Raw genomic sequence first — 12,816 nt, 5'->3', positions numbered from 1 at the left:
TTTAAATAATATCTAACAAATGCGTGCCGTAGCCACTTTTTAGTAACGGTTGTGCTATTGCTTTTAACTGTTCGGCATTGATGTACCCCATGGTATAAGCAGCCTCTTCGATAGAGCCTATCTTAAGTCCTTGGCGCTCTTCAATAACTTGTACAAACTGGGATGCCTGCATCAAAGAATTAAAGGTTCCGGTATCAAACCAAGCTGTTCCTCGATCCAGAATACTGACTTTTAATTTTCCTCTTCTAAGATATTCCTTATTCACATCCGTAATTTCAATTTCTCCGCGTTGACTCGGTTTAATATTGGCTGCAATTTCAACAACGTCATTGTCATAAAAATAAATACCTGGTACTGCATAATTGGATTTAGGTACCAACGGTTTTTCTTCAATAGAAAGTACGTTACCATTGGCATCAAAATCAACCACGCCATAACGCTCCGGATCATTCACATGGTACGCATAAATTATCCCGCCATCTGGATCATTATTAGCTTGCAACAAGCCTGACAAACCCGTTCCGTAAAAAATATTATCTCCTAAAACCAAAGCTACTTTATCTTTGCCAATAAAATCCTTGCCTATGATAAAGGCTTCTGCTAAACCGTTTGGGTGTTCCTGAACAGCGTATTCAAAACGACAGCCCAACTTAGATCCATCACCAAGCAATTGTCTAAATAGTGGTAAATCATGCGGTGTAGAAATAATAAGTATTTCTCTAATTCCTGCCCACATCAAGGATGATAGTGGATAGTAAATCATGGGTTTGTCATAAATAGGCATCAATTGTTTGCTTACGGCTAACGTCAGTGGATGCAAACGAGTTCCTGATCCTCCTGCTAATATTATTCCTTTCATAGATTGCAATTATAGTTCAAATTATATTGCTATTTGTTGTGCCTTTAACACTTGCTTTTTATAAAAAGCGATAAAAAATGAAATAGAAATGAAAATAAAAATAAATAAAAACGGCAGTATTAATTTCATTTTGCCATTAATAGAGGCTGTATTTTCAATATTTATGGCGGTGCTATTCTCTTTTATAATTTTATCCGAAGTTAACAACGCAATTTTTAAGTTTCCAATTTCTGTAAGCAATGATTCTTTCGTTTTAATGACATCATTCAGTTGTGTATTTTCATTGTAGTACACTAATTTATCACTTTTTTGATTGTTTCCAGCTGTAGCATTCGAAAACTCGTTTAAGATTCCGTCTATTTGAGAAACAATTCCCTGGTTGGTCTTTATCCTTTCTTGAATATTAATCACGGACGCTTTCTGAATTTTAGTATAGTAATCGCTCGTGTTCAAATAGTTTAAAATCGGTTGTATCCCCTTTTCATTATTAGTTATTCCCTTTGTTAAAAAAGTAATGGTATGAAAAGCATAATTCTTACTGGTGGTCGTTTCCTTCACAATGGATTTTAAATCTCCATCTTCTGCCATTAACTTTAGCAGTGCAAAATTTTGATCGCTGTTATTGATAAAACTATAAACGTCGACAATGGGTTCAATAGAGATTTTTGTTATTTTAGTTGGCTCTAGAATACCGATTGATTTCAAAAAAACAGTATCTCTTTCTTTTACTTTAGCTGCTAATAAATCAATTTTCGAATATAAATAATCCGTACTGCCAAAATTAGGAGCTACAATAACCTCACTTTTATAACTCTTATTTCTGTAGTCTATAAACAGTCCTAAAGCAAGACCAACTACAAACAAAATCAAAATTACTCTCACATTCTTTACAAAAAACCCAATGCAGCTGAATAAGAAAGTATTAAAATCTTGCAGCAAATTGCCAATTTTTTTTGAAATTTGAGTCAAATCTATTTCTTGTTCTTCTGAATTATTGGGCACGTTTGTACTCATTTATAGTATTATTTTGCGTTGAAAATTTGTTCCAATATTTTAATGGTAATCAAATAAGTTGGCTTTACACCCGTAGTTCCTAGTCCTCCTGAAGCTAATGTACTTCCGGTTTCCAAAGGATTATCAGAGGCATAATACGCATATCTTACCTTAACATCATGAGGAACACTCTTTCTGATTTTTGAAGCAGATTGAATGGCTTTTTGATAATAGGATCCTTCCATTTCCAACCCAATAATTCCCCAAGTTGATTCGTGGAAAAACTTCAATAAATCCCTATTTTGTAATGACGTTCCTAATACAGTAACCATTGGACCTGCAAAAACAGCAATATCATTTCCTTCAAACATAGCAGCTGTTAATTCATTTTCGAAAAAATAATTATCCGCTGTACCTTCATTAATATGTGCATTTGGAATCATAATATCTCCTTTTCCACCTTCCAGAATTCCTGCTTTCCCCATAATAGAAACCGATTCTACATTTAATAATGTATCTTTTTTAAACGGTTTCAACAGCTCGTCAATGGTTTCATAGGCTTGTTCTCCAAATGCATAATCCATAACAATAAGCACTGGTTTTTTATCACCGGTATTTGCTTTAGGAAAAGATGTTTTTGCCCAATCCATTTTGGCAGTGTCAAAAATTTGAACATCTATATTAGTCCCAGAGGTGTCTGGAATCGAAATCATACCGCTTTTTAAAGCTACTTCTTCTACTTGGTTTCGTAGGGCATTCGCACCAGACTTACTCAATTCCTCATAAATAAAGAAATCGGATTTGTCTTTGAACTTGGTTTTTAAAACTTCTGTCGCAAAAATAGAGTTCATCACACTGTGCATGTTTGCACTTATTACGTGAATGGGACGGTCTAAAAGTTCGTTTTCTTTCAAAACCTCCTTGATGCTAGTCGCCCAAATCTCCCCGTGAATGTGGTGCCCCAATCGTTCTCTTAAAATAGGACTGAAGGTAATGGTTCTCTTATTATCATCTACAATTTCTTCAATGGCTAGTTTCCCCAACCAAAATATAACATGCAAAAAGCGATCCGGTGCAACTGCTGAACCAAAAGCATCATAAATGTCCAAAACTTCTTCAAAAGTTCGTCCAAGAATGTTCGCTGCATGTGAAATCGCTTTCTCTTTTTCTACCTGAGTCAGTTTTTTATTTTGTGAAACTGCTTGTTCCAGTTTAAACCAATCGCGCGAAACTTCCCCGGCATCATCCAGTAATACTCGGTTTCTAATCTTGTGTGATTCAATGAAAATAAAAGTCAAATGCGTCAAAATATCATAAATATCGGAACGCCCGCGGGTAATCTCCACGTTCATTTGCTCTTCATCGATACGGTAACAATTTCTTTTTCTTTTAGGAGGGACAATTGCTTTAAAATGAGATTTAGAATATCCTTCTTCTGAAGTTAAATTAATAAACCGACATTCCTCAATTCCCACTGGAAGACGCTCAATTACATATAAAAGCCCGTTCAATTCTACTTTTTCTTCAGCAATATTTCCATAAATTTCTGGTCGTAATGCTAATAATGCTTCCCGCAACGTATCGCCTGAAATACCCATTGGCTTGTAAAATCCCCTGTTGAAAAGATGACGCATGGTGATGTACATTTTTTCAATGGCTGCCGATGATTCTTGTGCTCTAGAGCGTGATATATTTTTTGTTTCTTTCATTTTCTAACTATTTTCTAACCTGCAAAGGTAGTTTTTTTATTTTCTAATTTGTTAACGTAAGATTAATTGCGGGCTCGATAACTACTTTATTCATGTTTTCTTTTAACGAAGAACCTTTTCTTGAAATCCATTTCCCTTCTCGATACGCAACTGTATTTTCCGTTTCAACTTTATGCACCATGACAGCGGGAGCGTAAGTTATAGAATACGTATTTGAAGATTCTTTGGAAAAAGATTTATATAAATATTTATTTTCTTCGATTATCATCCATTCATACGCTATAAAAATCCCATTATCTGGGAAAATTATATTGAATTTGGACAAATCAATTACATTTTTAATTTTTCCTGATTTTACAACAACTGTAATATCTTCTTTCAATAAATCTTCTCCTGGGAAACCATTTCCCATCACTGAAAAAATTCTCAATTTGAATTTTGCATTTTTAATTTTGCTCTTTGTAAACACGATTGCATTTTTTAAAAAAGGAGTTTTTTTATACACCCCATCAAATTCAAATCGTTTAGCATAAATCCAGGGCACAGAACCTGAAAAATGGCTTCCAATAGATATTTTAAAATTTCCAATTTCTCTTTCTATTGATCCTTTGCTTTTAGTGATTACAATTTCTTCAAGATTATAAACGGCGGTCTGCAAAACCACCTTATCATTATTTGAAATTTTAATTTTCTTAGTTTCAAAACCTACTGCTGAAAAAACCAAAATCTTTTCATTGGTTGTATTAATTAAGAATTCTCCATCCTCATTTGAAGTCGTTCCGATATTTTCATTTTCAACCCAAATATTAACATAGGAAATGGGTTTATTACTTTCATCAAGAACAATTCCTTTAAATTGTGAATAAATAGAACTACTAACAACTAGTAAAAGCAGCGTTAATTTTCTCATTTTATAATTGGTAAATTTTCTAATTGATCCACTATATTTCGATCATTAGAAAGTCTTGGAATTTTATTTTGTCCACCCAGCTTCCCAATAGATTTCATATAATCCTGAAATCCGTTTTTAACAACCTTCGTAACGACCACTTTTTGCAATACTTTGCCCACAATCAAATCATCGTAATACATGTTTTGTTTTCGCATAGCGTTGTCCAGCGCTTCCGCAAAAGTTACGCTGTCTTCCGGTTCGTTCTCAAATTCGATGCACCATTCATGATACGGCAATCCATTTAGTGGACTAATTTGTGGCGCCACCGTAAATTCATTGATGCGAATATCTGTACCAAGAATTGCTTCCTGCAACGCACTTTCCACTTCTTTACCTATCACATGTTCTCCAAAAGCAGATATATAATGTTTGATTCTTCCAGAAACGATAATTCGATACGGTTTCAAGGAAACAAACTGAACCGTATCACCAATATTATAACCCCAAAGCCCTGCATTGGTGGAAATAATCAAAACATAATTTACATTTAATTCCACTTCACCAATAGTATACCGCTCTGGATTTTCAGAATAAAATTCATCACTTTTTATAAATTCATAGAAAATTCCCGAATCCAAAAGCAGTAACATGCCGCGTTCCTTCTGTGAATCCTGATACGCAAAAAATCCTTCCGATGCCGGAAATAACTCAATGCTATCAACTTTCCGACCAATCAAATTTTCAAATTTAGCGCGATACGGTTCGTAATTAACACCACCGTAAATAAATAAATTAAAGTTTTTGAAGATTTCGCCGACGGGCTTTCCTCCTTTTTGGTGTATTTTTTCAAAATACATTTGTACCCAAGAAGGGATTCCCGAAATTACCGTCATGTTTTTATCAAAAGTTTCTTCGACAGTCGCATTTACTTTGGTTTCCCAATCCTCAATACAATTGGTTTCCCATGAAGGCATTCGGTTTTTTTGAAGGTATTTCGGAACAAAATTAGCTACAATTCCAGACAAGCGACCTAATTTAATTCCGTTTTTTTCTTCTAATAAAGGGCTTCCTTGCAAGAAAATCATTTTTCCATCCACAAAAGCAGCATTTCCAGTTTCATGAATATAGTGTAAAATTGCATTTCGAGCCGCTTCAATATGAAAAGGCATGGATTCTTTAGTCAGCGGAATGTATTTTGCTCCCGAAGTAGTTCCAGAAGTTTTAGCAAAATAAAGGGGCTTGCCTTTCCAAAGAATATTTTCGGCACCTTTCACTACTTGATCTACATACGGTTTCAACGCTTCATAATCGCGTACAGGAACTTGTTTTGCAAAATCCTTCTCGTTTTTTATTGTTTCAAAATGATGGTCTATACCAAATTGAGTGTTTTTTGCAGCTGCTATTAATTCCATTAACACTTTTTTTTGAGTTACAATAGGATTAGTAGCCCAAAGTTGTGTTTTCTTGTATATTTTTTGTGCAAATATTTTTGCCGCAATTGATTTTATTGACATTTTTTACTCTTGATTTTTATTGTTTTTTACCACATGCATTCAATATTATGTGCACTGAAAACTGTTTTACTTTTCTGAGTTCTGGCTTCCTCTCCTTTGGGGAGGGTTGGGGTGGGGATTCTCTTCCACCGCTACTTGTTTTCGCAACTCCATTTCTTGCTTTGAAGCTGATAAATTAACTTGCGGTACCACTTCATCTGCAGCCGAAAGTATAGAATCTTTATTGAATTTTGCATATTCTAGTTCACCGGTTAACACTTTCTGGATTGATTGAATATAAGCTTCATTGCGCTGCAGCGCTTTTGACAAAGAATCCGACTTTAAAGCGAGTTCCAGTGCATCTCTCTTTAATTTTGACGAGGAATAGCCTGGTATAAATTCTCGTAACGGGGTAAAAGCTATGATAAATGTAGTGACAATTGTAATAATTATAGCTCCTAAAGTAGCTACCACAAAAACATTCATTAAGGTAAGTTTCAACGAAAAAGTTTCTTCAAAAGTATCCTCGTTTAAAATAATTAAACGCCTTTTATTGAATAGGTTTTCCTTTATTACTTTGCGTTTTTGTCTTTTCTTGGACATCTAAATTGATTATTGAACAAATATAACAATTATTGTCATTGATTGTATTCCCTTGCATTGACGTCACTGTTCTTAACGTAAATTTATTTTTAGCAAATTTTTAACGCTTATGAAACCAAATAAATGCTACAAAATGATTTTCGGTTAACTAATTCTATATACCTTTGCCTGCAGTTTTATTACTAATTTGCTTCGGCAATAAATTATTCAATCATGGGAAGATTAGGTGTTACAGAAATCCTTGTTATATTAGCGATTGTTTTATTACTTTTTGGTGGTAAAAAAATCCCGGAATTGATGAAAGGTTTAGGAAGCGGAATCAAAGAATTCAAAAACGCTGCTAAAGACGGCCAGCCAGCTGATAAAAAAGAAGAAGAAACAAAATAAAAAAAAGGCTTTTCATAATTTGAAAAGCCTTTTTTTATGGTTTAAATAACCATCGTCAACTGAATTCTCTTTCTATCCTCATCAACTTCCACCACTTTTACGGTAACATGTTGGTGTAATTTAACCACTTCATTCACATCGCTTACAAATCCTGCTTTTAGTTGGGAAATATGAACCAAACCGCTTTCTTTGACTCCAATATCCACAAAACAACCAAAATTTGTAATGTTATTGACAATTCCAGGTAAAACCATTCCTGTTTTTACATCTTTTATTGTTTTTACATTCGGGTCAAATTCAAAGACTTTAGCTGATTTTCTTGGATCTAATCCTGGTTTTTCTAATTCTTTAATAATGTCTTTCAATCCCAATAACCCTATATCTGGTGTAATGTAATTTTCTGGTTTTATCAACGCTGTTTTTTCTTTGTTGGCAATCAAATCATGCACTGTCAATTTCAAATCTTTCGCCATTTTCTCTACAATTCCATAGGCCTCCGGATGAACCGCTGAATTATCTAACGGATTTTTGGCATTCGAAATTCGAATAAAAGCAACGCCTTGCTGGTATGCTTTTTCACCCAAACGCGGTACTTTTTTAAGTTGTTTCCGATCTGTAAAAGGACCGTTTTCCGAACGATAATTTACAATATTTTCAGCCAGCTTCTCTCCTATTCCACTCACATAACTCAACAAATGCTTGCTTGCAGTATTGATGTTTATCCCAACTGAATTCACACACCGAATCACTGTATTGTCTAATTCTTCTTTGAGTTTAGTTTGGTCTACATCGTGTTGGTATTGGCCTACGCCAATGGCTTTCGGATCAATTTTAACCAATTCGGCTAACGGATCACTCAATCGTCTTCCGATAGAAACCGAACCTCGAACCGTAACATCATAATTGGGAAATTCGTCTCTGGCAATTTTCGATGCGGAATACACCGATGCTCCAGCCTCCGAAACGATGAAAACCTGAACCGGTTTATCGAAAGCAATTTTCTTGATAAAAAATTCGGTTTCCCGCGAAGCGGTTCCGTTTCCTATAGAAATCGCATCAATTTTATATGAATTCACCATCGAACGAATTTTTTTCATTGCCATCGCTTCCTCTTTTTGAGGTGCGTGCGGATAAATAGTTTCGTTATATAATAAATCCCCTTTTTCGTCCAAACAAACAATTTTACAACCGCTTCTAAATCCTGGATCAATGGCCAGAATTCGTTTTTCACCCAAAGGTGGTGCCAATAATAATTGCCCTAAATTATTCGCAAAAACCTGAATCGAATTGGCATCAGCCTTCGCTTTGGCCTCTTGCAACGCCTCGTTTGAAATGGCCGGATTCAGCAATCGTTTGTAACTGTCTTCTATGGCTAATTGCACATGTGGGGTGGTTTTGTTTTGTCCTTTTAAAACTAAAGCATCAATAAAATCATACGCTTCGTCAATATCGACTGCTACTTTGAACTTAATAAAACCTTCATTTTCAGCACGAAGCATTGCTAATAATCTGTGCGAAGGTGCTTTACTTAATGGTTCTGACCAATCAAAGTATTGATTGAATTTCTGTGCGCCTTCGTCGTCTTTCTTCGTTTTTACAACTTTAGTAGTAATGATTGCTTTACGTTCATACAATCGTCGGAGTTGCTTTCGAACATAAATATTTTCATTAATCCATTCGGCAATAATATCTCTGGCGCCTTGTAATGCCGCCTCTTCATTGATGACATTTTCGTTTAAATATTTTGTCGAAATAAAATCGACATCGTCATTATTTTGCGCCATTATGATTGTTGCCAATGGTTCCAATCCGTTTTCGCGGGCAGTATCGGCTTTTGTTTTTTTCTTCTTTTTAAAAGGTAGATAGAAATCTTCCAATTCTTGTAAATCAAAACTTTGCTGGATTTTTTTGTCTAATTCTGGGCTAAGCGCGTTTTGTTCTTGAATCGATTTTAAAATCGCTTCTTTGCGTTTTACTATAATTTCGTATTCCTTTTGAAGCTTGGCAATTTTCTCGATTTGGACTTCATCTAGATTTCCGGTCGTATCTTTTCTATAGCGTGAAATAAACGGAATTGTGCAATCTTCTTGTAATAATTGTACGGTATTCTGAATGTTGATTGCTAGTGTGGCAACCTGTTGTTTAATAAAATTGATGTTTGTCATGTTGCTGACCATTTAGGCGGATATTAATTTATTATTTATACAAAAATACATCGTTTTTCATCTAATTTTTAAAGTTGATTAAATAAAATTGAATTTTCATGTTGTAGAATGTAAATTTTTTATTAATTTTATAAGTCCCTGATTTACAGATATTAAAACCTACTAACCATAAAAAGTAAGTAATCAATTAATACCTCACAAATATGGAAACTACTACTACTATTAAAAAAGTTTTGCTGATTGGATTGGCTTTAACTTTAATATCCTTTGAATTGCCTTCTGGCTGGTTTAAATCTGGAAGCGAGCCAGAAAGTTATGACATGAGGATTGAAAAAGGTGCCGGTTATGACGGGAAAAATGCGGCTACAATTGAATCCATAACTCCTACCGTTTCCGGTTTTGGAACTCTGATGCAAAGTTTTATAGCTGAAAAATACTTGGGAAAAAGAATCCGACTTTCAGGTTACGTTAAAACAAAAGACATTGCGGGAAAAGCTTGTTTTTGGTTAAGAGTAGAGAAAGCTAATTCTCAACAAATATTGGCATTTGATAATATGAATAACCGACCTATAACCGGAACGAATGATTGGAAAAAATATGAAATTGTATTGGATGTACCTGCAAGTGCGTCAAAAATTTCGTACGGCGCTTTAGTAAAAGGAACCGGACAAATTTGGTTTGACAATCTAAGCTTCGAAATAGTAGACAGCAGTGTAGCGACCACGGGAAAAAAAATTGAAAAAGTAGAGAAAATTATCGAACCTTCTAATTTAAATTTTGATGAATAATAGATCTAAATTTTTAATCCGATTAATCAAAAAATGAAATTCCAATCTCGAAAAATTATGTTTTCAAGATTGGAATTTCTGTTTTGAACCACTATTTTTTTATGCGTTTACAAAATTTGAATCACAACCAGTCCATTATAATTGTAAGGATAGTATTCTAATTAGACCATTTACTATTGTTCGCTTTTTATGCTGCCAAAGTGTTATCTTTGGTTCAAAATCCCCTGTTTATGTCTTTTCTATTTTGGTATTTTCCTCTTAGTAACTTAATAGCTTTTTCAATAATTGGAATAGACAAACGACTGGCTATTCAGCAAAAAAGACGCGTTTCAGAGCGAAGTTTATTACTTACAAGTGCAATAGGCGGTACGATTGGTTCCGGATTAGCGATGCTTTTTTTTAGACATAAAACAGCAAAAAGGTCTTTTTTATGGAAGTATTTTTTAATTGCAATGCTACAGATTATTTTAGTGTATTTCTATGTTATAAAATCTAAATAATTACTCTTGTTTATTACTTCAAAAGTAGCATCCGGATATGCTTTTGCGAAAGCAGCAGGGATTTTGACTTTTTTAGTTTCACTCCATTTAAACTCAAATCCAGCCAGTTCTTCTCCTATTTCTTCCAACCAATCCAGTTCTTGCTGATCATACGTTCTCCAAAAATAATTTTTAGCTTTTATCTTTTGATAATTTTGTTTTTTAACTCTTTCTGAAGCAAGATAATTTTCCCATAAATCGCCAATATCAGTCCTAGAATCCAAACGATTAAAGTTATTGATAATACCATTCCGAATGCCATTGTCATAAAAATACCAGCGACTGGATTTTACAATTTCCTTTCGAAGATTCCTGCTAAAACCTTCTACTTTGAAGACAATAAAAACTTTAGAAAGCAAATCTAAATAATTTGCAACTGTATTTTTAGACATGTGTAATTGAGTTGCCAGCTCCAACAACGAAACTTCTTTCCCTACCTGATACGCTATCAAGCGCAACAAATCGTATATTTTATCAGAATGTTTGATGCCATCAAATATCAAAATGTCTTTTAACAAATACGAATTGATGATTTCATACAAATACTCTTTTTTATCTTCCCAATCCACGTATTGCTCTAGTTCCGGATAACCACCAAAAAGCAATCGTTGCTCTAGATTCTCGCTGGTTTGTTTGTAATTTTCATAAGGAGCAAACTCAATTTGTGCCAATGGAAAAAGATATAAAGTGTTTTTTCGCCCCACTAAAGGCTCGCCCAAATTATTATTCAAATCAAATATAGAAGAACCCGTCGCAATGATTTTTATACCAGGAATAGAATCAACAATCAATTTTAAAATCAAACCGATATCAGGAATAATTTGTGCTTCGTCTATTACTAATAAATCGATATTCATCAACAATCGTTGGTAATTGCTCACGGAACGTTCCTTGAGTAAATTCGAGTCGTTAATATCTTCTCCATTAAGTTTCAAGTAACTTTCACTGGGAATGGTTTGAAGATAATTTGTTATCAGTTCCGTTTTTCCCACACGTCTTGCCCCTAATAAAATCAAGACTTTATTTGGAAGTAATTTTCGATTAAATTCTTGAACAATCGCTCTGTTAAAATAATTTCCCATATTATTGTTTTAGAAATCTAGAACAAATATAAGTAAAAAACGTTAATTCGGTCAACGCACTGACCAAATTAACGTTAATTCAGTCAGTGCGTTGACCGAATTACTATAAATTTAGTCATTTGAAATAAAAAATCGCCGAATTGTTTTGAAATAATTCGGCGATTTCTCTAAGACAATAGGTTCTAACGTCCTATTTTATTTTGTTTTACTAACAGCTAATCTTGTCTACTCTTGTTTGGTGTCTTCCACCTTCAAAATCCGTGTTTAAAAAGGCATCGACCATTTCTACTGCTTGAGGAATTGAAGTGAAACGAGCAGGAATACTAATAATATTGGCATCATTGTGCTGACGAGCTAAAACCGCAATTTCCTTCATCCAGCATAAAGCCGCACGAACTTTAGATTGCTTATTTGCTGTCATTGAAATTCCGTTTCCGCTTCCGCAAATAACAATTCCAAAATCAGCTTTTCCTTCAGCAACATCTGTGGCTACAGGACGACCAAAATCAGGATAATCTACGCTTTCCACTGAATCGGTTCCGTAATTCATTACTTCATGTCCTTTTGCTTCAAGCATTTCAACGATTGCTTTTTTGTAATCCGGTCCTGCGTGATCGTTTCCTATGGAGATTTTCATATGATATGTTTTAAGTTGTGTGCTGCAAATTTAAATAAAGTAATCTAGTATGAGGAATTTAAATTTCGCTTCTTTGATAGATTTTTCAATTTTATTTGGGTATCATAAATAATGTAAATTACCAAAACTGTAACTAACAGTCCGTGATACAATTAGCAGTTATCAACAATTGGATTATCTGTATAAATAGCTGTAAATCAATATAAATTATCTACTTTAAATGTTAAAAATTTACATTGTTAATAGCGAAACCTAATTGCTTGATATTCAGTTAACTTTAAGTTAACATTAAATGTTGATAAGTTCGGATAGAATTTTAGAAGTTTTTTTGGGTACTTAAATAAAAATAAGTAATCCAAAACCTGTTTTTTAAAACCTAATTTAGTTTGATAAAATTTTAGAATAGTTATCAATATTAAAAAGTAGGTTATCAACAAAAAGGAGTAGTGTGAGTTATTTACAAAACCAATAGTCTTTCTGTTATCAACCATTGTTAATTAAAATATAAAAACCCTTTAAAACGAATACTTTATCCTAAGATAAGTATGTTAATAACTCCCAATAACATCTTTAAACTTGATTTCAATGCGTTTTAAAATAAATTTATTGCCACTATTAACAAGCTATAATAACAACCAAAAAATAATTTAAATTTAATTTTTCTTTTTG

12 protein-coding genes are annotated in these 12,816 nt (G+C 33.7%); 3 read left to right on the top strand and 9 right to left on the bottom strand.

What is annotated here, in order from left to right; translation table 11 throughout:
* Position 1: 1 nt before the first annotated feature.
* The 6 genes from rfbA to BUC11_RS10075 form a co-directional block, all read right to left on the bottom strand.
* On the bottom strand, positions 2-859 hold the full coding sequence (gene rfbA / locus BUC11_RS10100; protein ID WP_073353799.1) for a glucose-1-phosphate thymidylyltransferase RfbA: 858 nt from the start codon (positions 857-859) through the stop codon (positions 2-4).
* Positions 860-880: 21 nt separating this feature from the next.
* Positions 881-1,873 (bottom strand): hypothetical protein, encoded by a 993-nt coding sequence (locus BUC11_RS10095; protein ID WP_073353798.1) that lies wholly within the window; start codon positions 1,871-1,873, stop codon positions 881-883.
* An 8-nt stretch (positions 1,874-1,881) separates the two neighbouring features.
* Positions 1,882-3,561 (bottom strand): DUF6909 family protein, encoded by a 1,680-nt coding sequence (locus tag BUC11_RS10090; protein ID WP_073353796.1) that lies wholly within the window; start codon positions 3,559-3,561, stop codon positions 1,882-1,884.
* Positions 3,562-3,604: 43 nt separating this feature from the next.
* Entirely contained in the window at positions 3,605-4,471 is an 867-nt protein-coding gene (locus tag BUC11_RS10085; RefSeq protein ID WP_073353795.1) for a carboxypeptidase-like regulatory domain-containing protein, read from the bottom strand.
* Positions 4,468-5,967 carry a GH3 family acyl-acid amido synthetase gene (locus BUC11_RS10080; RefSeq protein WP_073353793.1) on the bottom strand — a complete coding sequence of 500 codons (1,500 nt, stop codon included), beginning with the start codon at positions 5,965-5,967 and terminating at the stop codon, positions 4,468-4,470. Before BUC11_RS10080 ends, BUC11_RS10085 begins: the two co-directional genes overlap by 4 nt.
* 66 nt (positions 5,968-6,033) lie before the next feature.
* Positions 6,034-6,549 (bottom strand): peptidase, encoded by a 516-nt coding sequence (locus BUC11_RS10075; protein ID WP_073353792.1) that lies wholly within the window; start codon positions 6,547-6,549, stop codon positions 6,034-6,036.
* A gap of 213 nt (positions 6,550-6,762) precedes the next feature.
* Between BUC11_RS10075 and tatA the strand changes: the two genes are divergently transcribed.
* Complete coding sequence (gene tatA, locus BUC11_RS10070; RefSeq protein WP_066075957.1) at positions 6,763-6,936, top strand: twin-arginine translocase TatA/TatE family subunit; 174 nt, start codon at positions 6,763-6,765, stop codon at positions 6,934-6,936.
* 41 nt (positions 6,937-6,977) lie between these two features.
* Here the strand turns inward: tatA and BUC11_RS10065 are convergent, their stop codons facing one another.
* Positions 6,978-9,101, bottom strand: coding sequence for a Tex family protein (locus BUC11_RS10065; protein ID WP_073353871.1), 2,124 nt, complete (start codon positions 9,099-9,101; stop codon positions 6,978-6,980).
* Between the two features lie 203 nt (positions 9,102-9,304).
* Here BUC11_RS10065 and BUC11_RS10060 point away from each other — a divergent pair, with 203 nt between their 5' ends.
* Together BUC11_RS10060 and BUC11_RS10055 are read left to right on the top strand one after the other, a co-directional pair.
* Positions 9,305-9,889 carry a hypothetical protein gene (locus BUC11_RS10060; RefSeq protein WP_073353791.1) on the top strand — a complete coding sequence of 195 codons (585 nt, stop codon included), beginning with the start codon at positions 9,305-9,307 and terminating at the stop codon, positions 9,887-9,889.
* Between the two features lie 230 nt (positions 9,890-10,119).
* Positions 10,120-10,389 (top strand): DUF1294 domain-containing protein, encoded by a 270-nt coding sequence (locus tag BUC11_RS10055; RefSeq protein WP_073353869.1) that lies wholly within the window; start codon positions 10,120-10,122, stop codon positions 10,387-10,389.
* Here BUC11_RS10055 and BUC11_RS10050 read toward each other — a convergent pair.
* Both BUC11_RS10050 and rpiB read right to left on the bottom strand, forming a co-directional pair.
* Positions 10,368-11,510 (bottom strand): ATP-binding protein, encoded by a 1,143-nt coding sequence (locus BUC11_RS10050; protein ID WP_073353789.1) that lies wholly within the window; start codon positions 11,508-11,510, stop codon positions 10,368-10,370. The genes BUC11_RS10055 and BUC11_RS10050 overlap by 22 nt on opposite strands.
* 208 nt (positions 11,511-11,718) lie before the next feature.
* Entirely contained in the window at positions 11,719-12,147 is a 429-nt protein-coding gene (gene rpiB / locus BUC11_RS10045) for a ribose 5-phosphate isomerase B (RefSeq protein WP_073353788.1), read from the bottom strand.
* Between the last annotated feature and the right edge of the window lie 669 nt (positions 12,148-12,816).

The sequence above is a fragment of the Flavobacterium xanthum genome, from assembly GCF_900142695.1.
GTDB lineage: Bacteria > Bacteroidota > Bacteroidia > Flavobacteriales > Flavobacteriaceae > Flavobacterium > Flavobacterium xanthum.
Note: the sequence above shows the minus strand (reverse complement) of the source record. Positions and strands in the feature narration are given on the sequence as shown.

Excerpts from the sequence above, each read along its gene's own strand:
- rfbA (WP_073353799.1), bottom strand. The coding sequence starts at position 859 with ATGAAAGGAATAATATTAGCAGGAGGATCAGGAACTCGTTTGCATCCA.
- BUC11_RS10095 (WP_073353798.1), bottom strand. The coding sequence starts at position 1,873 with ATGAGTACAAACGTGCCCAATAATTCAGAAGAACAAGAAATAGATTTG.
- BUC11_RS10090 (WP_073353796.1), bottom strand. The coding sequence starts at position 3,561 with ATGAAAGAAACAAAAAATATATCACGCTCTAGAGCACAAGAATCATCG.
- BUC11_RS10085 (WP_073353795.1), bottom strand. The coding sequence starts at position 4,471 with ATGAGAAAATTAACGCTGCTTTTACTAGTTGTTAGTAGTTCTATTTAT.
- BUC11_RS10080 (WP_073353793.1), bottom strand. The coding sequence starts at position 5,967 with ATGTCAATAAAATCAATTGCGGCAAAAATATTTGCACAAAAAATATAC.
- BUC11_RS10075 (WP_073353792.1), bottom strand. The coding sequence starts at position 6,549 with ATGTCCAAGAAAAGACAAAAACGCAAAGTAATAAAGGAAAACCTATTC.
- tatA (WP_066075957.1), top strand. The coding sequence starts at position 6,763 with ATGGGAAGATTAGGTGTTACAGAAATCCTTGTTATATTAGCGATTGTT.
- BUC11_RS10065 (WP_073353871.1), bottom strand. The coding sequence starts at position 9,101 with ATGACAAACATCAATTTTATTAAACAACAGGTTGCCACACTAGCAATC.
- BUC11_RS10060 (WP_073353791.1), top strand. The coding sequence starts at position 9,305 with ATGGAAACTACTACTACTATTAAAAAAGTTTTGCTGATTGGATTGGCT.
- BUC11_RS10055 (WP_073353869.1), top strand. The coding sequence starts at position 10,120 with ATGTCTTTTCTATTTTGGTATTTTCCTCTTAGTAACTTAATAGCTTTT.
- BUC11_RS10050 (WP_073353789.1), bottom strand. The coding sequence starts at position 11,510 with ATGGGAAATTATTTTAACAGAGCGATTGTTCAAGAATTTAATCGAAAA.
- rpiB (WP_073353788.1), bottom strand. The coding sequence starts at position 12,147 with ATGAAAATCTCCATAGGAAACGATCACGCAGGACCGGATTACAAAAAA.